General features: G+C 65.4%; 22 protein-coding genes. 7 read left to right on the forward strand and 15 right to left on the reverse strand.

Features of this window, described 5'->3' with window-relative positions:
• Nucleotides 1–199: 199 nt before the first annotated feature.
• The gene (pgi, locus tag IPP28_09340) at nt 200–1,753 is read left to right on the forward strand and encodes a glucose-6-phosphate isomerase (GenBank protein ID MBL0041221.1); all 1,554 of its coding nucleotides are present in this window, start codon (nt 200–202) and stop codon (nt 1,751–1,753) included.
• Here the strand turns inward: pgi and queG are convergent.
• Nucleotides 1,745–2,812 carry a tRNA epoxyqueuosine(34) reductase QueG gene (gene queG / locus IPP28_09345; GenBank protein ID MBL0041222.1) on the reverse strand — a complete coding sequence of 356 codons (1,068 nt, stop codon included), beginning with the start codon at nt 2,810–2,812 and terminating at the stop codon, nt 1,745–1,747. The genes pgi and queG overlap by 9 nt on opposite strands.
• Nucleotides 2,813–2,848: 36 nt before the next feature.
• Between queG and IPP28_09350 the strand changes: the two genes are divergently transcribed.
• The 5 genes from IPP28_09350 to IPP28_09370 all read left to right on the forward strand — a co-directional run bounded on the left by IPP28_09350 (nt 2,849) and on the right by IPP28_09370 (nt 9,042).
• Complete coding sequence (locus IPP28_09350) at nt 2,849–4,318, forward strand: NAD(P)H-hydrate dehydratase (GenBank protein MBL0041223.1); 1,470 nt, start codon at nt 2,849–2,851, stop codon at nt 4,316–4,318.
• Nucleotides 4,315–4,752 (forward strand): tRNA (adenosine(37)-N6)-threonylcarbamoyltransferase complex ATPase subunit type 1 TsaE, encoded by a 438-nt coding sequence (gene tsaE / locus IPP28_09355; protein MBL0041224.1) that lies wholly within the window; start codon nt 4,315–4,317, stop codon nt 4,750–4,752. The genes IPP28_09350 and tsaE overlap by 4 nt, the downstream gene beginning before the upstream one ends.
• Before the next feature lie 117 nt (nt 4,753–4,869).
• Entirely contained in the window at nt 4,870–6,183 is a 1,314-nt protein-coding gene (locus IPP28_09360; GenBank protein ID MBL0041225.1) for an N-acetylmuramoyl-L-alanine amidase, read from the forward strand.
• A 46-nt stretch (nt 6,184–6,229) separates the two neighbouring features.
• Nucleotides 6,230–8,026, forward strand: coding sequence for a DNA mismatch repair endonuclease MutL (mutL, locus tag IPP28_09365; GenBank protein ID MBL0041226.1), 1,797 nt, complete (start codon nt 6,230–6,232; stop codon nt 8,024–8,026).
• A gap of 41 nt (nt 8,027–8,067) precedes the next feature.
• Nucleotides 8,068–9,042, forward strand: a complete 975-nt coding sequence (locus tag IPP28_09370) for a DUF1684 domain-containing protein (GenBank protein ID MBL0041227.1) — start codon at nt 8,068–8,070, stop codon at nt 9,040–9,042.
• Nucleotides 9,043–9,049: 7 nt separating this feature from the next.
• Here IPP28_09370 and ptsP read toward each other — a convergent pair whose 3' ends face one another.
• The 14 genes from ptsP to IPP28_09440 form a co-directional block, all read right to left on the reverse strand.
• Nucleotides 9,050–10,789, reverse strand: a complete 1,740-nt coding sequence (gene ptsP, locus IPP28_09375; protein ID MBL0041228.1) for a phosphoenolpyruvate--protein phosphotransferase — start codon at nt 10,787–10,789, stop codon at nt 9,050–9,052.
• Nucleotides 10,786–11,055, reverse strand: coding sequence for an HPr family phosphocarrier protein (locus tag IPP28_09380; GenBank protein MBL0041229.1), 270 nt, complete (start codon nt 11,053–11,055; stop codon nt 10,786–10,788). The genes ptsP and IPP28_09380 overlap by 4 nt, the downstream gene beginning before the upstream one ends.
• The gene (locus IPP28_09385; GenBank protein ID MBL0041230.1) at nt 11,048–11,440 is read right to left on the reverse strand and encodes a PTS fructose IIA subunit family protein; all 393 of its coding nucleotides are present in this window, start codon (nt 11,438–11,440) and stop codon (nt 11,048–11,050) included. Before IPP28_09385 ends, IPP28_09380 begins: the two co-directional genes overlap by 8 nt.
• A complete protein-coding gene (gene rapZ, locus IPP28_09390; protein ID MBL0041231.1) occupies nt 11,437–12,348 on the reverse strand; it encodes an RNase adapter RapZ in 912 nt (303 codons plus the stop codon). The genes IPP28_09385 and rapZ overlap by 4 nt, the downstream gene beginning before the upstream one ends.
• Nucleotides 12,342–13,298 (reverse strand): HPr(Ser) kinase/phosphatase, encoded by a 957-nt coding sequence (hprK, locus tag IPP28_09395; GenBank protein ID MBL0041232.1) that lies wholly within the window; start codon nt 13,296–13,298, stop codon nt 12,342–12,344. Before hprK ends, rapZ begins: the two co-directional genes overlap by 7 nt.
• Nucleotides 13,295–13,756 (reverse strand): PTS sugar transporter subunit IIA, encoded by a 462-nt coding sequence (locus tag IPP28_09400; GenBank protein MBL0041233.1) that lies wholly within the window; start codon nt 13,754–13,756, stop codon nt 13,295–13,297. The genes hprK and IPP28_09400 overlap by 4 nt, the downstream gene beginning before the upstream one ends.
• A gap of 63 nt (nt 13,757–13,819) precedes the next feature.
• On the reverse strand, nt 13,820–14,143 hold the full coding sequence (gene raiA / locus IPP28_09405; protein MBL0041234.1) for a ribosome-associated translation inhibitor RaiA: 324 nt from the start codon (nt 14,141–14,143) through the stop codon (nt 13,820–13,822).
• 135 nt (nt 14,144–14,278) lie between these two features.
• Complete coding sequence (locus tag IPP28_09410) at nt 14,279–15,697, reverse strand: RNA polymerase factor sigma-54 (GenBank protein ID MBL0041235.1); 1,419 nt, start codon at nt 15,695–15,697, stop codon at nt 14,279–14,281.
• 91 nt (nt 15,698–15,788) lie between these two features.
• On the reverse strand, nt 15,789–16,463 hold the full coding sequence (locus IPP28_09415) for a sulfotransferase domain-containing protein (protein ID MBL0041236.1): 675 nt from the start codon (nt 16,461–16,463) through the stop codon (nt 15,789–15,791).
• 82 nt (nt 16,464–16,545) lie between these two features.
• Nucleotides 16,546–17,265 carry an LPS export ABC transporter ATP-binding protein gene (gene lptB / locus IPP28_09420; protein ID MBL0041237.1) on the reverse strand — a complete coding sequence of 240 codons (720 nt, stop codon included), beginning with the start codon at nt 17,263–17,265 and terminating at the stop codon, nt 16,546–16,548.
• Nucleotides 17,265–17,798 (reverse strand): lipopolysaccharide transport periplasmic protein LptA, encoded by a 534-nt coding sequence (lptA, locus tag IPP28_09425; protein ID MBL0041238.1) that lies wholly within the window; start codon nt 17,796–17,798, stop codon nt 17,265–17,267. Before lptA ends, lptB begins: the two co-directional genes overlap by 1 nt.
• Nucleotides 17,773–18,339: an LPS export ABC transporter periplasmic protein LptC gene (gene lptC / locus IPP28_09430; protein MBL0041239.1), complete on the reverse strand. Its 567-nt coding sequence runs from the start codon at nt 18,337–18,339 to the stop codon at nt 17,773–17,775. The genes lptA and lptC overlap by 26 nt, the downstream gene beginning before the upstream one ends.
• A complete protein-coding gene (locus IPP28_09435; GenBank protein ID MBL0041240.1) occupies nt 18,336–18,890 on the reverse strand; it encodes an HAD hydrolase family protein in 555 nt (184 codons plus the stop codon). Before IPP28_09435 ends, lptC begins: the two co-directional genes overlap by 4 nt.
• A gap of 3 nt (nt 18,891–18,893) precedes the next feature.
• Nucleotides 18,894–19,880, reverse strand: coding sequence for a KpsF/GutQ family sugar-phosphate isomerase (locus tag IPP28_09440; GenBank protein ID MBL0041241.1), 987 nt, complete (start codon nt 19,878–19,880; stop codon nt 18,894–18,896).
• Between the two features lie 176 nt (nt 19,881–20,056).
• Here IPP28_09440 and IPP28_09445 point away from each other — a divergent pair, with 176 nt between their 5' ends.
• Nucleotides 20,057–20,293, forward strand: coding sequence for a BolA/IbaG family iron-sulfur metabolism protein (locus IPP28_09445; GenBank protein ID MBL0041242.1), 237 nt, complete (start codon nt 20,057–20,059; stop codon nt 20,291–20,293).
• Nucleotides 20,294–20,297: the final 4 nt, after the last annotated feature.

A 20,297-nucleotide genomic window follows, 5' to 3' on the forward strand; every position in this document is an offset into this window, starting at 1 on the left:
CGAAAGGTCTGATCGCTTGAAATGAGCAATCCCTTTCGACAGCAGGGCGCATTGTTAGGTAATCGTCACTCCGATTAGACCCTCTCTGGTTTTCAGAGAGGGTTTTTTTTGCCTGTGTTTCAGAGGCTTGGCTGCAACGGTGTGGTCATTGGCGCGGGCTATACTCCGGCGTTTCCGGATTCAGCGAGAACGCCCGATCATGAGCTTGGCCTGCGACGCTGAACGTCTGAGTGACACCACGTTGGCGGTCCTGTCGGCCGATGCTGAACGCGGACGGCGGCTACGGCTGCGGGTCGGGCCCGTGTATGCCGATTTTTCCCGACAACGGGTCGACACCGCAGCGCTCGACACCCTTCTTGCTCTGGCCGATCAGGCTGAACTTGAGCGATTTCGGCGCGCCTTGGCCGATGGCGAGCCGCTGAACAGCACCGAGGGTCGGGCTGCGCTGCATCATTCCCTGCGCGCGCGTGCCGAGGATGTTCGTGACGGCATCATGCATTCGGCACATATTGCCGCCGCCGATGCGAGCGAGCGCGTGCAGGCTTGGGTTCGGCGTCTGCTGGATGAGGGCTTTGGCGATTCCCGGTCAGTGCGCGATGTCATCAATGTCGGGATCGGCGGTTCGGACCTCGGCCCACGATTGCTCGATGCCGCGATTGCCGATCCGCAGCATGGGCCACGTCTGCATTTCGTTTCCAGCATCGACGCGCATCGTGCGGCCGAACTGATGGCGGCGCTTGATCCAGCAACGACAATGGTCGTGCTTGTATCCAAGAGCTTCGGTACTGAAGAGACCCTGCTCAATGGACGGTTGCTCGTCGATTGGCTTGAAGCGGCACTCGGTGCAGCCGCGATGCAGCGGCGGCTATTTGCCGTCACCGCAAATGTCCGGGCCGCGCAAGATTTCGGTGTCGATGCCGAGCGCTGTCTGCCGATTTGGGAATGGGTCGGTGGCCGTTATTCGTTGTGGTCGGCGGTCGGTTTTTCGTTCGCGCTTGCGCATGGCATCGACGCGTTCCGGCGACTGCTCGACGGTGCTCGCGAGATGGACCGGCATTTCTTTAGCGCACCGTTGGCGCGCAATCTGCCGGTGCTGCGCGGGCTGATCGAGCATTGGAATCGCGCCGCGCTCGAGTTCCGTTCGCGCTGCGTGGTGCCCTACGACGTACGACTGACGCATCTCCCGGCCTATCTCCAGCAACTCGAAATGGAGAGCAACGGCAAATCGGTGCGCCATGACGGTGCGCCCGTGGACGTGCCGACTGCGCCGATTGTGTGGGGCGGCGTCGGCACCGACGCGCAGCACGCATTTTTTCAGGCGCTGCATCAGGGCACACAAGTGGTGCCGGTCGAATTCATCGGCGTGATCCAGCCGGCGCACCGTCATGACGCGCACCATCGCGTGCTGCTCGCAAACCTGCTCGCGCAAAGCGCCGCGCTCGCTTACGGCCATGACACGCGCGACAGCGATGATCCGCTGGCCGCGCACAAGCATCACGGCGGCAATCGCCCGAGCACGGTTGTCCTGCTCGATGCGCTCACGCCGGAAGCGTTGGGGGCGTTGCTCGCGATGTACGAGCACAGCGTCTTCGTCGAGGCCTGTCTGGTCGGCATCAATCCCTTCGACCAGTGGGGCGTGGAACTCGGCAAGCGCATCGCGAGGCAGTTCCTGCCGGCCTTGACGTCGGATGCCGCCGCGCGCGCGCTCGATCCGGTCACGCAGTCGCTGATCGGCGAGATCCGCTCACGTTGAGCCATGGCGCGCGAGCGCCCATTGCACGTGCTCGCGCACCAGCGGCGAGGGATCGTCACGCCGCGACTGCAGCGCGTCCAGGATGGCCGGCCCGGTCGGTGCATTGCCGAGCGCCACCGCGATGTTGCGCAACCAGCGTTCATGGCCGATGCGGCGGATCGGCGAGCCTTCGGTGCGTGCCAGAAACTCGGCTTCATTCCACGAGAACGCATCGGTCAGCGCGATGCGGTCGAGTCCGTTGCGCGGTAAAAAATCGCGTTCCGCCGTCGGCTGCGCAAACTTGTTCCATGGACAGACCAGCTGGCAATCGTCGCAACCGTAGATGCGGTTGCCGATCAATGCACGCAGGTCCTCGGGAATCGGACCATGCAGCTCGATGGTCAGGTAGGAAATGCAGCGGCGCGCGTCGATGCGATGTGGCGCCACGATGGCCCGGGTCGGGCAGACATCGATGCAGCGCGTGCAGGTGCCGCAGTAGTGGCCGGTTTCCGCGGCGTCATGGGGCAGCGGCAGATCGGTGTACAGCTCGCCGATGAAGAACCAGGAGCCGCGCTTCGTGTCGATCAGGTTGGCGTGCTTGCCGATCCAGCCCAGCCCGGCATTGCGCGCGAGCGCTTTCTCCAGCACCGGTGCGCTGTCGACGAAGGCGCGATAGCCGAACGGTCCGATGATCGCGCCGATGCGATCAGCCAGTTGCTGCAGGCGGTTCCGCATCAGCTTGTGATAATCGCGTCCCAGGGCATAGCGCGAGACATAGGCCAGGCTCGGATCGTCGAGCGTGGCCTGCATGTCGGCGGCATCGGCGCTGAGGTAATCCATGCGGACCGAGATCACGCTGAGGGTGCCAGGCACCAGTTCCTGCGGCCGCGTGCGCTTGCTGCCATGGCGCTGCATATAGTCCATGTCGCCGTGGAAACCATCGTCAAGCCAGTGCAGCAGGTGCGCCTCGTCTTCGTCGAGACGCGTCCCGGTGATGCCGCAGGCCTGGAAGCCGAGGTCGTTCGCCTCGTGCTTGATGCGTGTGGCCAATGCCTGCGGGTCGATGTTCGGATCGGACATGTCGGCAGTATAGGCGTGGCCCCGTACAATGCCGGCATGGAAGACATCGCATCGAATCTTTACCGCGTGGCCGACGTGCGCCGTATCGAGGCGCAGGCGATGCGATTGCCGGGGCACGAGGCCTGGACCTTGATGCAGTGCGCCGGTGCTGCGGCCTTCGCGATGCTGCGTGTGCGCTGGCCTGAAGCGCGGCGTCTGCTCGTCATTTGCGGAAGCGGCAACAATGGCGGCGATGGCTATGTCGTCGCGACGCTGGCGCGTGCACAAGGTCTCAGCGTTTCGTTGCTCCAGGTTGGTGCGGTGCCGACGGGCGAACCGGCCGCGCAGGCCGTTGCCCAGTGGAATGACGTCATCGGCGCCGGCACCGATGGGGATTTGCCAGAGGCCGATCTGATCGTCGACGCGCTGTTCGGCATCGGTCTCGATCGTGCACCGGAAGGTGCGATCGCGGCGCTGATCGCGGCGATCAACGGGCACGCGGCGCCGGTGTTCGCGCTCGACGTTCCCTCGGGCCTGAATGCCGACAGCGGTCATGCTCCGGGCGTCTGTGTGCAGGCCAGTTTGACGCTGAGTTTCATCGCCTGGAAACGCGGGCTATGGACGGGTGTCGCGGCGCGGGTGTGCGGCGAGCGCCGTCTCGCCACTCTGGATCTTCCTTCCGGCGCATTCGTCGGGGTGCCGGCGGATGCACAGCTGATGACCGAGACCGAGGTTGCCAGAGCCTTGCCGCCGCGTGCCCGCGATGCCCACAAGGGCCGAGCGGGGCATGTGCTGGTGGTCGGCGGCGATCAAGGCATGGGCGGTGCGGTGCTGATCGCCGCCGCCGCTGCTGCGCGTGCCGGGGCTGGTCTGGTCAGTGTCGCGACCCGTTCGATGCATGTTCCGGCGTTGCTGGCACGGCAACCGGAGGCAATGGCGCGGGCGGTCGAGAACGACGGCGATCTGCAGCCGATGATCGATCGCGCCAATGTGCTCGCGCTCGGGCCGGGCCTCGGTCAATCGGACTGGAGTGTGCGGCTTGCGCGGCAAGTCTGTGCATCCGGAAAGCCCTTGGTGCTGGATGCCGATGCGTTGAATTTGCTCGCGGCGGGGCGTATCGAACTGCATGGCGATGCAGTGCTGACGCCGCATCCCGGCGAGGCCGCGCGCTTGCTCGGCATCGATGTCCCGACGGTGGAGCGCGATCGCTTCGCCGCGGCGCGCGAACTGGCGCGACGCCATCGTGCCGTGGTGGTGCTGAAAGGGGCGGGCAGTGTGATCGCGGATCGCGACGGGGGGCTGGGCGTCTGTCCGTTCGGCAATCCCGGCATGGCCTCGGGCGGCATGGGGGATGCATTGACCGGTGTGATCGCGGCCTTGATGGCGCAGGGACTTGGACCGGCAGCGGCGGCCCGCATCGGTGTGGCGGTGCACGCACGGGCGGCCGACCTTGTCGCGCGCGACGGCGAACGCGGCCTGCTTGCGAGTGATGTCGTCGCTGCATTGCGTTCAGTCGTGAATCCATGAACTTGCGCGTCGATTTGCCCGACCTGTCCGCGACCGACGCACTGGGCGCGCGCCTCGCGCGCGCCTTGCAGGCGCCGCTGGTGATCGGATTGATCGGCGACCTGGGTGCCGGCAAGACTGCGTTGGTGCGGGCACTGATCCAGTCGCTGCCGACCTATACCCTGATCGAGTCCTACGAGCTCGGCGCGTTGCTGGTCCATCATCTCGACCTGTATCGCTTGCGCCATCCCGAGGAACTGACCGAACTTGGGCTGGCGGACGTGCTCGGGCCGGAGTCCGTGATGTTGATCGAGTGGCCGGACAAGGGGGGCGAAGAGACGCCGACGCTCGACCTTGCCATCCACCTGTTCCGCCTCGGCGACGATGCCCGCCGGGCGGAATTCGACGCGCGAACCGAGGCCGGACGCCGCTTTTGCGAGCGTGTTGCCCGGTAGCTTGATCAAGCGGTTCCGGCCGGGATCTGCCGGATTGTTCAGGAAGTTGCGGTAGTGAACGGATTTGATTGAAGTTTCTTCTTGAAATCCGGTTTCGACTGGCGTTTAATCCGCCGCATGTTCGCCTTTCCCGTCCGTCGCCTGCTCGTTCCAGCACTCGCGTTGATCGCGAGTCGTGCGTTCGCGGGTGATGTGCAGGCCGTGCGTTTCTGGGACGCCGACGATCACACGCGCGTGGTTTTCGACGTCAGTGCGCCGGTGCATTACAAGCTGTTCACGCTCGCGAATCCGGACCGCCTGGTGCTGGACATCGCGCGCAGTCGGGTATCGAAATCGCTGGATGGATTCGAGCTCGAAGGCGCAGTGAAGCGCATTCGTACCGGCCGTCAGGGCGATGACACCTTGCGCGTCGTGCTCGATCTCGATCGCAGCGTGCAACCGAAGAGTTTCCTGCTCAAGCCGGCCGACCAGTTCGGACATCGCCTGGTGATCGACCTGTTCGATTCGGAGTCGGCACCGCGCGTCGTGAAGCGCGAGGCATCGTTGCCGGTCGCGCAGGGCGAGCGCGACGTGGTCGTGTCGATCGATGCCGGCCATGGCGGCGATGATCCGGGCGCTTCCGGCGCGAATGGCTCGCGCGAGAAAGACATCACGCTCGCGGTCGCGCAGGCGCTGGCGGCGCGGATCGATGCCGAACCGGGCATGACCGCGGTACTGACCCGCGATCGCGATTTCTTCATTCCGCTGAAGCGCCGCTACGAGATCGCGCGCGAGCAGAAGGCCGATCTGTTCGTGTCCATCCACGCCGATGCCTTCGTGAAATCGCAGGCGCGCGGCTCGTCGGTGTTCGTGCTGTCGAATCGCGGCGCTTCATCCGAAGCTGCCCGCATGCTGGCGGATCGCGAAAACACTTCCGACCTGGTCGGGGGCGTCTCGATCGACGACAAGGATGCGACCCTGGCCGCCGTACTGCTCGACCTGTCCCAGGGTGCGACCATGCAGGCGTCCGAAATGGTCGCGAACAACGTGTTGCGCGGCCTCGCCGGCATCGGCAACCTGCACAAGCGCGAAGTGCAACGCGCGAACTTCGTCGTGCTGCGCTCGCCCGACGTGCCCTCGATGCTGGTCGAGACCGCATTCATCAGCAATCCGACCGAAGAGAAGCGCCTCAACGATCCCACGCACCGCGACAAGCTCGCCGACGCGTTGGTCGCCGGTATCCGCGACTACTTCGCGACCACGCCGCCGCCGGGCACCTGGTTTGCCGCGAATCCGCAGCGCGCCAAGCATCACGTTGTCGCGCGAGGCGAGTCGCTCTCCCTGATCGCGCAACGGCATCGTGTTTCGGTGGCCTCGCTCAAGCGCGAGAATTCGCTCGCGACCGATAGCGTGAATGCCGGCGTAGTGCTGAAGATCCCGGCATCGATCTGATCGGCCGCGCACGCCGCTAGAATGTCCGGCCCCCGTTGAGGCCGAGATGCGCATCCAGACCCTGCCCGATACCTTGATCAACCAGATCGCCGCAGGCGAGGTCATCGAGCGCCCGGCGTCCGTGGTCAAGGAACTGGTCGAGAATGCGCTCGATGCCGGCGCCAGTCGGATCGAGGTCGAACTGGAAGCGGGCGGGGTCAAGCTCGTGCGCGTTCGCGACAACGGCAGCGGGATCGAGGTCGATGACCTGCCGTTGGCCCTGACCCGCCATGCGACCAGCAAGATCGCCTCGCTCGATGATCTCGAATCGGTGCGCAGCATGGGCTTTCGCGGCGAGGCGCTGCCGAGCATCGCCTCGGTGTCGCGATTTCGCCTGGTGTCGCGCACGCCTGCGGCACCGCACGCCTCGGAACTGGACGTCGACAACGGCCAGTTCGCACGGATCAAGCCGGCCCAGCATCCGGTCGGCACGACCGCCGAGATGCGCGAGCTGTTCTTCAACGTGCCGGCTCGGCGCAAGTTCCTGCGCGCCGAGCGGACCGAGCTCGGGCACGTCGAGGATTGGCTGAGGGCGATCGCGCTGGCGCGTCCGGAAGTCGCGTTCACGCTGCTGCACAACGGGCGGCCATTGCTGCGTGACGAGGCCAGCGGCACGTCGCCCGAATCGCGCGTCGATGCGATGCTCGGCGAGGACTTTCTCGCCCACAGTCTGCGCATCGACCATCAGGCGGCCGGCTTGCGTCTGCACGGCTATGTCGGTTTGCCGACCGCGGCACGGGCGCAGAACGACCGCCAGTTCTTCTATGTGAATCGCAGGCTGGTGCGTGATCGGGTGATTGCCCATGCGGTACGCCAGGCCTATGCCGATGTGCTGTTCCATGGTCGTCATGCGGCCTTCGTGCTGTTTCTCGAACTCGATCCCTTGCTGGTCGACGTGAATGCGCATCCGGCCAAGACCGAAGTGCGTTTCCGCGAACAGCGGCTGATCCACGATTTCCTGTTCCGCAGCCTGCATGAAGCCCTGGCGCAGACGCGCGCCGGGCAGGCGCCGACGATTGCCGCGCCGGCGTTTCCGATGCCGTCGACGAATTCGTTCGTGCCGCAGCAGGCGGGGCTCGGCCTGCGCGTCGGCGAGGGCTTGTCGGCGTATGGCAGCGTCTATGGCCGCAACGAGGCGATGGCCGTGCCGGCGGCGGTCGACGTGCCGACGCTGGCACAGCGCTTGGACGGAGACGTCGTCGCGACGGCGGATGGGGAAATCCCGCCGCTTGGCTTCGCGATCGCGCAACTGCATGGCGTCTATGTGCTCGCCCAGAATGTGCATGGGCTGGTCGTGGTCGACATGCACGCCGCGCATGAGCGTATTACCTATGAGCGTTTGAAGGCGCAGCAGGCCTGTGGTGAGATCGCCTCGCAGCAGTTGCTGGTTCCGACTGCCGTGGCAGTGACGCGACGCGAAGCCGATGCCGCAGAGGATCATCATGCCGAATTCCTGAAGCTCGGCATCGAACTGGCGCGCAGCAGCGAGACGTCGGTGGTGATCAAGCGCATTCCGGTGCTCCTGGATGGCGCCGATGTCGAGCGCCTGCTGCGCGACGTGCTCGCGGAGTTCGTCCAGCACGACAGTTCACGGCGTCTGGAAGAAACCGCGAATGAACTGCTGTCGACGCTGGCCTGTCATGCATCGGTACGCGCCAATCGCCGGCTGACGCTGCCGGAGATGAATGCGCTGCTGCGGCAGATGGAAGCCACCGAACGTTCCGGCCAGTGCAACCATGGTCGACCGACCTGGATGCAGTGGACGATGCAGGACCTGGACCGCCTGTTTCAGCGTGGACGCTGAGCCAGCGCGGACGATGACGACATTGAACCCGAGGATCGACGATGCGCAACGCCCTGATCGCCATGCCACTGTTCGCGAGTGCACTGCTAGCGGCCTGTACGCCGACGCCGTCGCGCGAGGCCGCTGAGGTGAAGACCGTGCCGACGCCGGTTGCTGCTGCAGAACCGGCCTACGATCATGCGGCAGATGTCGAAGCGTGGCGCAGCGCTCGTCTGGCACGCTTGCAGAAGCCGGACGGCTGGCTCAGCCTGATCGGCCTGCATTGGCTGGTCGAAGGCGAACAGACGCTTGGCCATGCGGCAGGCAACGATATCGAACTGGCCGCGGGGCCGGACCACTTCGGCACGATTCGCCTGAGCGGCGATGAAGTGCTGTTTGCCGCGGCCGATGGTGGACCGCAGGTCCTGGTTAGCGACAGCGGCGGCGAACGCAGCGAAGGCGGGCGCACCTGGCATGTGCTCGCGGCTGACGTGAGCGGCAAGCCGTCGCTGGTCAGCGTCGACACGGTCAGCTTTCTGGTCATCAAGCGTGGCGACAAACATGCATTGCGCGTACGCGATTCGGAGGCGCCAACACGCAAGCATTTCACCGGCATCGAACATTTTCCGGTGGACGACAGCTGGCGCATCGTCGCCGACTGGACCCCGCATACCGAACCGAAGTCCTTCGGCATCCAGACCGTCATCGGCACCATCGAAGAGATGCCGAACCCGGGCTACGGCACGTTCACGCGCGATGGACGCGAGTACCGCATCTATCCAGTCGTCGAAGAAGGATCGGACGATCTGTTCATCATCTTCGCCGATCGCACCTCGGGCAAGGAAACCTATGGGCCTGGCCGCTTCGTCTACGCGCCGTGGCCGAAGGAAGACGGAAAGCTGGTCATCGACTTCAACAAGGCCTACAACCCGCCCTGCGCGCTCAACGCCTTCTCGACCTGCCCGCTACCGCCCCCGGAAAATCGCCTCGACCTGCGCGTGACGGCCGGCGAGAAGAAATACGAAGGTGCGCATTGAGCGTTGATCAGGCATTCGCCATCGCATCCACGACCTCGGCCAACGCGGCGCGGTCGGGGGCGTGGAGGAGGCGGGCGGCCTTGTTCTTGAGGGATTTGCGCGACAGCGTGGCGATGGTTTCGCGGACGTCGGCGAGTGCGCTCGGATGCATCGAGAATTCGGTCAGGCCGAGCGCGATCAGCAGCGGCGTGTAGGTCGGATCACCGGCGATTTCGCCGCAGACGCTGATCGGGCGCTTGGCCTGGCGCGCGTTGTCGAGCACGAGATAGAGCAGGCGCAGGAAGCCCGGATGCAGCGGGTCGTAATTGGCCGACACGGCGGCATTGTTGCGATCGGCCGCGAGCACATATTGCGCGAGATCGTTGCTGCCGATGGCGAGGAAGTCGGCATGGCGTGCGATATCGGCGCTGACCAGGGCCGCGGCTGGCACTTCGATCATCGCTCCGAGCGGAATCTCGTCGGCGACCGGATGGCGCGAACGGCGCACTTCATCGGTGCACAGTTCGATCAATTCGCGCGCCTCGCGCACCTCTTCGACCGACGACACCATCGGCAGCAGGATGCGCATCGGACCATAGGCCGAAGCCCGCAGCATCGCCCGAAGTTGCGCCGAGAAGATGTCGCGGCGCGCCAGCGAGTACCGGATGCCGCGCAGACCGAGTGCGGGATTCTCCTCGGCACCGATGTCGAGCGGACCGCCGATGGCCTTGTCGGCACCGAGGTCCAGCGTGCGCAGCGTCACCGGGCGTCCGGCCATCGCGACGATGCCATCGCGGTAGGCGCGGAACTGCTCGTCTTCGGTTGGCAATTCGCGCCGCTTCATGAACAGGAATTCGGTCCGGAACAGGCCGACGCCGTCGGCACCGGAGCGCCGGGCGGCCGCGATCACGTCTGCATTCTCGGCGTTGACATGCAGCTTGATCGACACGCCGTCGCGGGTGCGTGCGTCCGTCACCTTCACGCGTGCACGCTGCTTGCGCAGCTTTTCCGCTTCCTTCTGCTGCGTGCGGAAGCGACTGAGGTCGATGTTGTCCGGGCGCACGATGATGCGGCCCTGGTCGGCATCGAGCAGGATGGGGTCGCCCTCGTGCACCACCGCGAGCGCCTGCTTCACGCCGCAGGCAAAGGGCAGGCGCAGCCCGCGCGCAAGGATGGCGGTGTGCGAATACGGGCTGCTGGCGGTGCAGATCAGGCCGCGCAGACCGCTGTCCGCCAATTGCGCGAGTTCGGCCGGCGGCACGGTGTCACAGACCAGGATCTGGCCTTCCGCGGAATGCTTGCGTTCCGGTTCCGCGCCGCCGCGAGCGAGCGCCGCGTAGACGCGCGACACGACATGGTCGAGATCGTCGCGACGCGCGCGCAGGTACGGGTCGTCGATGGCATCGAACGCTTCGGCCAGCAGGTCGCGCTGGCGCTTCAGCGCCGCCGTTGCGCGCAATTGGTCCTTGCGGATCAGCGCGATGACGGTGTCGGTGAATTCCGGATCGTCGAGGATCATCGCGTGCGCGTCGATGATCTCCGAGAGGTCGCGTGCCAGCGCGCCGCTGACCTTGTCGCTGAGGTTCGCGAGTTCGGTCCGCGCCGTCTTCAATGCACCCTCGAAACGCTTGACCTCGTTCGGCACACCGGCGGCAGGCAAAGGCTCGGTTTCGACATCGATCTTGGTCGAATAGACGACGCGCGCACTGCCGAGCGCCAGACCTTTGGCCGCGATGTTTCCGTCGAGTTCGGTGCGCGCGGTCGTCATTCGCCCTCGTCGAACTTGCGCTGGAACAGGTCGGCCACGGCGGCCATCGCCGCAGCTTCATCCTCGCCTTCGATCCGCAGCCTGACCGGCGTGCCGATGCCGGCCGCGAGCAACATCAGGCCCATGATGCTCTTGGCATTGATCTCGCGTCCGCGGCAGCCGAGCATCACGGTGGACCGGTAACCCGACACGAGTTGCACCAGCTTGGCCGACGCACGTGCATGCAGGCCGAGCTTGTTGCTGATGATGATGTCCTGCTCAAGCATGGTCGACGATCACTCCGTTGCGCGCGCCAGCCGTCGCGGTGTTGACGAGTTCGTCCAGCGATTGTTCCGCATAGTTCATTACCCGCAACAGCATCGGCAGGTTCACGCCGGCGACCCGGCGTACGCGCCCGCCCAGGTTCGCGAGCTTGGCTGCGACATTGCTCGGCGTTGCGCCGTAGACGTCGGTGAGCACGAGCACGCCGGCGCCGGTGTCCAGTTCGCGCATCGCTGCCGAAGCGCGCATCAGGACTTGTTCCGGGCCTTCGCCGAAGCCGGCTTCGACCGCTGCGGTCTTCAATGGCAGTGGACCAACGATGCCGCGCGCCGCACCGAGCATGCCCGGGCCGACGCCGCTGTGGGTGAGCAACAAGACGCCGACGCTCATTCGAGCTCCCGATGGAAGGTCATGACGTGCTCGCGCGTCTCGCGAAAGGCTTCGGCGAGGCGTTCGACGATGTAGACCGAGCGATGCCGGCCGCCGGTGCAGCCGATGCCGACGGTGATGTAGCTGCGCTGGTCCGCTTCGAAACGCGGCAACCAGGTGGCGAGCAGGCCGCGGATCTGTTCGATGTAATGGCCCACTTCCGGAAACTTCGCGAAGTAGTCGCGGATCGCCGCATCGCGCCCGGACAGCGGACGCAGGGTCGCTTCCCAGTGCGGATTCGGCAGGCAGCGCGCATCGAACACGAAATCGGCGTCGCTCGGAACACCGCGCTTGTAGGCGAAGGATTCGAACAGCAGCGACAGGCCGGCGCCCTGGGTGCCGAACTCAGTGGCGATGACGCGGCGCAACTGGTGCACATTGAGGTCGGAGGAGTCGATGACCTTGTCGGCAATCGCCACCAGGGGTCGCAGCAACTTGCGTTCAAGCACGATGGCGTCGTTCAGCGCGAGACCGTCATGCGTGAGCGGATGGCGCCGGCGGGTATCCGAAAAGCGCTTCAACAGCACGTCGTCGCGGGTGTCGAGAAAGATCAGCTGGTAAGCCAGCCCGAGATGGGCGATGCGCGCGAGCATGGCCGGCAGTTTCTGCAAGTCGTCCTGGCGATTGCGCACGTCGACGCCGACCGCGAGTCGCGGGTAGTGGCCCTGCGCGCGCACCGCATCGACGAAGGAGGGCAACAAGGCGGTCGGCAGGTTGTCGACGCAGTAGTAATCGAGGTCTTCGAGCGTGCGCAGCGCGACGGTTTTTCCGGCGCCGGACAAGCCGCTGACGATGATCAGTCGCTCGCTCGGCTGCCCGGGCGTGCGGGGCGGTGGCGGCGGCGTGAAATGCAGGGGCTGGTCTACCATGGCGAGAGTCGACGCATCTGGTGGGCCTGGCGGTCGATGAAGGTTTGCGCAGGGTCGATGCCCTTGCTCTTGAGCAGGAAGGTGCGTGTCGCCGCTTCCACCAGAACCGCGAGATTGCGGCCGGCCGCAACCGGCAGCGTGATCTGCGGCACCTCGACGTCCAGCACGTTGCGGGTGGTGGTCACGCCCTGCAGGCGCGCCATGCCGTCATTCTGCGCATGCACGTCCTCGAGCTTGCCGAGATGCACGACCAGGCGCAGGTACTTGTTCCGCTTGATCGAGGTGTCGCCGAACATCTGACGCACATTCAGGATGCCGAGACCGCGCACTTCGAGCAGGTCCTGCAGCATTTCCGGGCAGGTGCCGTCGATCACGTCGGGTGCGATCAGGGTGAACTCGGGTGCGTCGTCGGCGATCAGGCGATGCCCGCGCGTGACCAGTTCCAGCGCCAGTTCGCTCTTGCCGGAACCGGCATCGCCGGTGATCAGCACGCCGATCGAATAGACCTCCATGAACACCCCGTGCAGCGAGGTGTTGCGCGCCAATGCCCGCGACAGGTGGTACTGCATGTAGGTCAGCACTTCGTGGCCGCGCTTGGCGCTGACCCAGATCGGCGTCTGCGTCTCCTCGGCTGCCTCGCGCAGATCGGCCGGTACCGCCTGGTCGCGTGTCACCACGATCGCGGTGGGCTTGTAGTTCATGATCTTCTGCACCGTATCCCAGCGCTGGCGGGAATCGAGTGCATCGAGGTATTTCAGTTCGTCGATGCCGACGATCTGGACCTTGTTCGGATAGATGATGTTGAGATAGCCGACCAGCGATGGCCGCCGTTGCAGGTTCTCGCCCGGCTCGACCAGTCGATGTTCGCCGCGTTGACCGGCTGACCAGCGCAGCTTCATGCGGTCCGCGACCTGGTCGAACAATTCCCGGGCGGTGATGGTCCGGATCATGCGGCGGCTCCCGTCAGCGAATCGCTGAGGATGTCGATGACGCGTTGCGGCGTGCGCGCGTGGCGCAGGCGTTCGCGTGTGGCGGCGTCGCCGAAGCAATCCGCGAATTCGGCGAGGATGGCGAGGTGTTCGCTGGCGGCATGTGCGGGCACGAGCAGGGCGAAGAAGAGATCAACCGGCAGGCCGTCCGGGGCATGGAAATCGACACCATTGCGGGTGTTGACGAATGCGGCGAGCGGCTTGTCGAGCTGTTCGACGCGGGTGTGCGGGATCGCAACGCCATCGCCGAGTGCGGTCGAACTGCCGAGTTCACGGCGACGCAATGCGGCGTAGATCTCGTCGTGCGGATGATCGGGGCTGCCGAGCAGTGCAGCGATCTGCTGAAGCACCGCGTCGCGGTCGCCGGCAGGGTGGGAGAGCACGATGCGGTCGTGCGAGAGCAGGCGGCTTAGGCGCATCGTCGGTCGGGGTTCCGGGTTGCGGAAGGCGCTGGCCGCACGCTGCGGCCAGCGCAAAGGCGGTCAGGTGCCGGTCTTGCGGACTTGCGCTTCGGCGCGATGATGGTCGGTCAGCTTTTCCTTGTGCTTGCGGATCTGGCTGTCGAGCTTGTCGCTGAGCAGGTCGATGGCCGCGTACATGTCGCTGGCCTCTGCCTCGGCGTGGATCTGCTTCTGGGTGGAGTTGATCGTGGCTTCGGCCTTGTGCAGGAGCTTTTCCAGTCCCAGCACGACGTGCACATTGGTCAGATGATCGAAGTGGCGTTCGACGCGTTGCAGCTTTTCCGTCGCGTAATCGCGCAGTGCGGGAGTGACTTCAACGCCATGTCCAGAGATCTCGAGTTGCATGAGCTACCTCCAACGATTGAGGGCGCGGATGGGCGCCCGGATAGTCCGCCGCGATGGTGACTGTCGCGCCGGCAAGGCAAGTATGGGGTCGGCGTTCGCGATCGGAAGGGAGGCATCGACGAATTCACGTCTCGATCATGCCTTGCGCAACCGGTCGCTGGACGAAGGGATATTCATGGCCTCACGGTACTTGGCGACCGTGCGTCGCGCAACCTGGATGCCGGCGTGTTTCAATGATTCCATCAGCGACTGGTCGCTGAGCGGTCGGGCTTTGCTTTCGGCATCGATCAGCTTGCGGATCATCGCCTGGATCGCCGTGGCCGACGCTTCACCCCCCTCGCTGGTGGCAACCCCGCTGGAGAAGAAGCGCTTGAGTTCGAACACGCCGCGCGGTGTCGCCATGTACTTGCGGGTGGTGGCGCGGGAAATGGTCGATTCGTGCAGGCCGACCTCCTCTGCGATCGCGCGCAAGGTGAGGGGGCGCAGTGCTTCCGGGCCGTAATCCAGAAAAGCGCCCTGTTCACGCACGATGGCGTTGCCGACCTTCAGCAAGGTATCGCCGCGCTGCGCCAGACTTTTCATCAGCCAGCGCGCTTCCTGCAGGCGGCCGCGCAGGTAGTTCCCGGTCTCGCCCCTCGACTCCGCGGCCATGCGTTCGTAGTGGCGGTTGATCCCGATGGCCGGCGCACTGCCCGGGTTCAATTGCACGCGCCAGCGACCGTTGAGCTTGCGCGCGACCAGATCGGGGACAACGGCATCGCCTTCGCTGTCGACCGGGCGTTCTCCGGGGCGCGGATTCAGGCTGCGGATCAGGCGCAGTGCCGAATCGATCTCCGCCGCGCTGACGCCGAGTCGACGTGCCAGTTGCTGGGCATCGGTCTTCGGCAGGGTGTCGAGGTGTTCCGCGACAATCCGCAACGCAAGGTCGCGAGCGGCGCATGCGGGCTGCTGACGCAATTGCAATTGCAGGCATTCGCGCAGGTTGCGCGCACCGACACCGGGAGGGTCGCACTGCTGCAACAGGCAGCGCAGCACCGAGATGTCTTCTGGCGTGACCTGCCAGTCTGCGGGAAGTGCGGCGATGATGCCAGCATCGTCCTCATGCAAGTAGCCATCTTCGCCAATTGCATCGACCAGCGCTGCGGCAATGGCGCGATCGCGCTCGGACAGGGGACGCAGGGCGAGTTGCCAGGCCAGCTCGGCGCGCAGATCGGGTGCCTCGGCGGCGAGTTCACGTTCGCCGTCTTCGCCGGCATGGCCGCCGGACCCCGGTTCGCTCCAGTCACTGAAGGTTTCGAAGTCCTGCAGGTCCAACTGGTCGTCGATATCGTCGGTCGGCTCGGGCTCGCGCTCATCGGACGGCTCGGGACTATCGCCGAAGTCGTCCGCAGGCAGGTCTTCCTCGCGTTCCAGTACCGGGTTCGATTCGAGCAGGTGGGTGACCTCCAGCTCCAGTTCCAGCGTCGACATGGCCAGCAGCTTGATCGCCTGCGTGAGCTGCGGCGTCAGTTTCAGGCTTTGGCTGAGTCCGATCTGGAGAGCGGCTTTGACCACGCTGGGGCGGCCCTCCGTGCGGCCTGGAAGCAAGATTCATTCCAGTCGATTCTACGCAATTCCACGATTTCGCCAAGCGCAACGCGTTGGCTTATTTCCCGGGGTAGCCGAGTTCGCTCATGGTCTGGCCATGCCGTTCCCAGAACAACGCGAGGTCGGCGCCGCGCAATTCGGCGATGTTCATGCTGTTCGAACCCGTGCGGAAGAACTGCGGCATGGCGGAATGCAGCGACGCGAAGTCGACGTCGGCGACGGCTGCGGGTGCCGGCAGGTCGCTGAATTCGGCGATCCGCCGCAATGCCTGTTCGGGGTCGGCAACAATGTCTTCATACCGCAGCACCAGCGTGTTCGCTCGACCCGAGAGCGCCCAGGCACGGGCGTGCGACGACCAGTCGCCGCCCCAGACATCGCCTTTGATGACGTCGGCGAGTTGGACGTCCTCGCCGGCGATGTCGCGACGATAGTGGTAGTACGACACCACCGAAGCGCGACCGTCGCGAACGATGCAGATCGCCTTGGCGTCGTCGTCGGGCAGCTCATGCGTCTTCATGAAGACGATCGTCGGCAAGGCTGCGGCCGCGGCGCGGATCTCGTCACGGGACAGCCCGTGCTTGCGGTGTGCGACCACCTGTTGGAACACGCGGTCGTAGCCGCCCTCGAAATGGTCGTCGTAGAGCGAGAGGGTTTCGAGGCCGAAACCGCGATTGAGCAGGATGCGCAACAGGGTATTGCCGCTGCGCGGATAGGAGGCCAGCCAGATCAGCATGAGGCTCGGGGGCGAATCGTGATCAAGAGTGCGGATTCTGCCTGCCGGACCTTTCGCGGCGCATGCGCGACGTCACAATTCTTCAGATCGTGAACTTCTCGCCGAGATAAACCTCGCGCACGCGCTGATGGACGAGGATCTCCGACGGTTTGCCTTCGGCAAGCACGGTGCCGGCGTGCAGGATGTAGGCGCGGTCGCAGATGCCGAGCGTCTCGCGAACATTGTGGTCGGTGATCAGCACGCCGATGCCACGGTCCTTGAGATGCGCGACGATGCGCTGGATTTCCGATACCGAGATCGGGTCGACACCGGCGAAGGGTTCGTCGAGCAACATGAAGCGCGGCTTCGCGGCGAGCGCGCGTGCGATCTCGACGCGCCGGCGCTCGCCACCGGACAGGCTCTGGCCCTTCTGCTTGCGCACGTGGGCGATCTGCAGGTCGGCGAGCAGGGCTTCCATTTCGTCGCGCTGCTGCTTGCGGTTCAGTCCGGGGCGCAGTTCGAGCACCGCGAGCAAATTGTCTTCGACGCTGAGCGAACGGAACACCGATGGTTCCTGCGGCAGATAGCCGACGCCGCGGCGCGCGCGTTCGTGCATCGGCATCGTGCTGAGGTCGGTGTCGTCGAGCAGGATGGCGCCGGCGTCGGCGCCGATCAGGCCGACGATCATGTAGAAGCAGGTGGTCTTGCCGGCGCCGTTCGGGCCGAGCAAGCCGACGCATTCGCCGGGTGCGACCTGCAGCGAGAAGTCGGAGACGACTTCCCGGTCCTTGTAACGCTTCTTCAGGTGACGCGCCGACAGCATCAGGATTTCGGCGCTTCGGGGGTGGCCGGCACCGCGGCTTTCGGCGTTTTCGGCTTCGGTGCGATCGTCATGTTGACGCGACCGCCGGGCTCGCCGGCCTCCATCTCGCCGCTGTCGAGGTGGTAGATGACGCGTTCGCCGGTCAGCAGGCCGCGCGGGCGCTCGATACGGACGCCGCCGGTCATCACCACCTTCTGTTCGGACAACAGGTATTCGATGCGCTTCGCATCCGCCTTCAGACGTCCCTGCTGGTCGATGTCCTGCTCAAGATGCACGGGCGAGCCATCAAGAACGACGCGACTGACTTCGCCTTCCTTCTGTTCGAATTCGCCGCGCTCGGCACGGATCAGCAGCGAGCCCTGGTCGATGCGGACATCGCCGGTGAGCACCGTGATGCCGGTCTTTTCGCTGGTCTGCGAGTGTTCGGCGCCGACCTGCATCGGCTGGTCACGATCAGCCTTGGCGGCGAACGCGGGCAGGGCCGCCAGTAGGGAAACGAGCAGCGCGCTAGCGCTTCGGAGCAAAACTGCCATGCACATCCGCCTTGAGTTCGAACGTCTTGTCGTTGAGGTCGGCCGAGAGACCGCGGCCGCGCAGTATAGAGCCGGGTTGCTGCACCTCGACCACGCGGTCGGTCTCGATCAGGCGTGTTTCGGTGTGAGCGACCAGTCGTTCCGTCGTCAACGACCAGGCCTGTGCGGCATCGTCGATGTCGCGGGTGACGGCGACATCGGTGTCGAGGTCGATGCGCTTGGCCTTGGTGTCGATCCATGCGGTCGCGCTGCGTGCCTGCCAGCTTTGTCCGTTCTCGCCAAATAGCCGGAACACCGGCGCGGTCAGGGCCATGCCCTTGACGCGCTCGTCGTGCAGCAGTCGCGGTGCCTTGGCGCGGAAGGCGATGGCGCCTTGTTCGTCGAAGGCATCGAGTTCGAAATCCACCAGTTCGTAGCTGGGTCGCGACGGGCCGGAGAATCGGTCGGGCTTGATCTTGTCGAAGTCACGAAACAGCATCCAGCCGGTCGCTGCGGCGATCAACCCGAGCATCACGGCGACGAGAGCCTGAAGTCGACTCATGGGCGGAACCGTGCGACCGCAGCGTCGAGCAGGCCACGCGCGGCCAGGATCACGTCGCAGACTTCCCGCACCGCGCCGTCGCCGCCGTGACGGCGGGTTTGCCAGTGTGTGACGCCGACGATCGACGGATGCGCATTCGCGACCGTGATCGCGAAGCCCACGGTGGACAGGATGCCGAGATCGGGCAGGTCGTCACCGACATGGGCGACGTCCTCGATGCCGAGCCCGAGTTCTGCCGCCAAGGCCAGCATGCGCGCCCGCTTGTCGGGCACGCCGGCAAACACGTGGCGGATGCCGAGGTCGCGCATCCTCTGGGCGACCGCCGGCGTATCGCGCGCGGTGATGACCGCGACATGCACGCCGGACTCCAGCAGCATCTTCAGGCCGAGTCCGTCGAGCACGTGGAAGCGCTTGGCTTCGTGTCCGACATCGCTGTAGTAGAGACCGCCATCGGTCATCACGCCGTCGACATCGAAACAGACGAGGCGCACGCGCGCTGCGCGGTCGCGGACATGGTCGGGAAGATCGGTCAGCGGCGACCAGGACGTCATCGATCAGACCACGCGCGCGCGCAGCAGGTCGTGGATGTTCAGGGCACCGACCAGCTTGCCGGCGCTGTCGACGACGAGCAGGGCGTGGATCTTGAAGTCTTCCATCAGTCGCGCCGCTTCCACCGCGAGCTTGTCGGAAGTGATGGTCTTGGCGCGCGCGGTCATGATCGCGTCGACCGTGGTGCCGCGCAGGTCAATCTCGGCGTCGTCGAGCGTGCGGCGCAGGTCGCCGTCGGTGAACACCCCGAGCACCCGATGGTCGACGTCGACCACGGCGGTCAGTCCAAGGCCCTTGCGGGTCATCTCGATCAGCGCATCGGACACGCTGGATCCGCTCGCAACGCTCGGCACTTGTTCGCCAGCGTGCATGATGTCGCTGATGCGCAGCAGCAGCTTTCGGCCCAGCGAACCGGCCGGATGCGAGCGCGCGAAGTCGTCGGCGGTGAAGCCGCGTGCTTCGAGCAGGGCGATGGCGAGTGCGTCGCCCATGACCAGGGTCGCGGTGGTGCTGGACGTCGGCGCCAGGTTCAGCGGGCAGGCTTCGACCGGCACGCTGACATCGACATGCACGTCGGCGAGGCGGGCGAGCGAGGAATTCGGGTTGCCGCTCATCGCCACCAGCGGAATGCCCTGGCGCTTGATCAGCGGCAGGATCGCGAGCAGCTCATCGGTTTCACCGGAATTGCTGAGCGCGAGCACCACGTCCTTGTCGGTGATCATGCCGAGGTCGCCATGGCTGGCCTCGGCCGGGTGGACGAAGAAGGCCGGCGTGCCGGTGCTGGCGAGCGTGGCCGCGATCTTGTTGGCGATGTGCCCGGACTTGCCCATGCCGGAAACGACGATGCGTCCGGTGCAGTCGAGCATCAGCGCGCAGGCGCGGAAGAAGCTGGCGTCGATCCGGGCCGACAGTCCGCGGATGGCATCGGCCTCGATGTCGAAGACACGGCGGGCGCTGGCGGACAGTCGATCTGGATCGAGCATCGGATGCATCGGTGCCGGCGAAACCGGCTTGAGTTGGGCGTTCACATGGTTTCCCGGGCGCTGGGGGGCGGTCGTGCTCGTCCCGTTGGACGGAATCGGCTAGACTTCGCGGCCCTCATTCTAGCCGCAAGCCGCCGGTGTCGCCCGAACGACACCTGACGCCCGCGAAACTGCCCCGACTGTCCATGGACGCCGCCCGAATCCGTGCTTTGATCGAACAAGGTCTTCCCGATGCGCAGGTGAGCGTGCAGGGTGAGGACGGCGTGCATTTCGAGGCGCGCGTGGTCAGTGCGACCTTCGCCGGCAAGCTGCCATTGGCACGGCATCGCATGGTCTACGCGACGCTCGGCGACCTGATGGGCGGCGCAATCCACGCGCTGGCCCTGAAGACGCTGACGCCGGACGAAGCCGGCCACGCCTGACGCG

This window comes from Lysobacterales bacterium, assembly GCA_016721845.1.
Classification (GTDB): Bacteria; Pseudomonadota; Gammaproteobacteria; order Xanthomonadales; family Ahniellaceae; genus JADKHK01.

Coding starts and splice junctions, on each gene's coding strand:
- lptA (MBL0041238.1), bottom strand. CDS start 17,798: ATGGCAGTTTTGCTCCGAAGCGCTAGCGCGCTGCTCGTTTCCCTACTG.
- hprK (MBL0041232.1), bottom strand. CDS start 13,298: ATGATCCGGACCATCACCGCCCGGGAATTGTTCGACCAGGTCGCGGAC.
- IPP28_09380 (MBL0041229.1), bottom strand. CDS start 11,055: ATGCTTGAGCAGGACATCATCATCAGCAACAAGCTCGGCCTGCATGCA.
- IPP28_09350 (MBL0041223.1), top strand. CDS start 2,849: ATGGAAGACATCGCATCGAATCTTTACCGCGTGGCCGACGTGCGCCGT.
- lptB (MBL0041237.1), bottom strand. CDS start 17,265: ATGCTGTCGGCGCGTCACCTGAAGAAGCGTTACAAGGACCGGGAAGTC.
- IPP28_09415 (MBL0041236.1), bottom strand. CDS start 16,463: ATGCTGATCTGGCTGGCCTCCTATCCGCGCAGCGGCAATACCCTGTTG.
- tsaE (MBL0041224.1), top strand. CDS start 4,315: ATGAACTTGCGCGTCGATTTGCCCGACCTGTCCGCGACCGACGCACTG.
- IPP28_09435 (MBL0041240.1), bottom strand. CDS start 18,890: ATGACGTCCTGGTCGCCGCTGACCGATCTTCCCGACCATGTCCGCGAC.
- pgi (MBL0041221.1), top strand. CDS start 200: ATGAGCTTGGCCTGCGACGCTGAACGTCTGAGTGACACCACGTTGGCG.
- IPP28_09370 (MBL0041227.1), top strand. CDS start 8,068: ATGCGCAACGCCCTGATCGCCATGCCACTGTTCGCGAGTGCACTGCTA.
- IPP28_09440 (MBL0041241.1), bottom strand. CDS start 19,880: ATGCATCCGATGCTCGATCCAGATCGACTGTCCGCCAGCGCCCGCCGT.
- queG (MBL0041222.1), bottom strand. CDS start 2,812: ATGTCCGATCCGAACATCGACCCGCAGGCATTGGCCACACGCATCAAG.
- rapZ (MBL0041231.1), bottom strand. CDS start 12,348: ATGGTAGACCAGCCCCTGCATTTCACGCCGCCGCCACCGCCCCGCACG.
- raiA (MBL0041234.1), bottom strand. CDS start 14,143: ATGCAACTCGAGATCTCTGGACATGGCGTTGAAGTCACTCCCGCACTG.
- mutL (MBL0041226.1), top strand. CDS start 6,230: ATGCGCATCCAGACCCTGCCCGATACCTTGATCAACCAGATCGCCGCA.
- ptsP (MBL0041228.1), bottom strand. CDS start 10,789: ATGACGACCGCGCGCACCGAACTCGACGGAAACATCGCGGCCAAAGGT.
- IPP28_09400 (MBL0041233.1), bottom strand. CDS start 13,756: ATGCGCCTAAGCCGCCTGCTCTCGCACGACCGCATCGTGCTCTCCCAC.
- IPP28_09385 (MBL0041230.1), bottom strand. CDS start 11,440: ATGAGCGTCGGCGTCTTGTTGCTCACCCACAGCGGCGTCGGCCCGGGC.
- IPP28_09360 (MBL0041225.1), top strand. CDS start 4,870: ATGTTCGCCTTTCCCGTCCGTCGCCTGCTCGTTCCAGCACTCGCGTTG.
- lptC (MBL0041239.1), bottom strand. CDS start 18,339: ATGAGTCGACTTCAGGCTCTCGTCGCCGTGATGCTCGGGTTGATCGCC.
- IPP28_09445 (MBL0041242.1), top strand. CDS start 20,057: ATGGACGCCGCCCGAATCCGTGCTTTGATCGAACAAGGTCTTCCCGAT.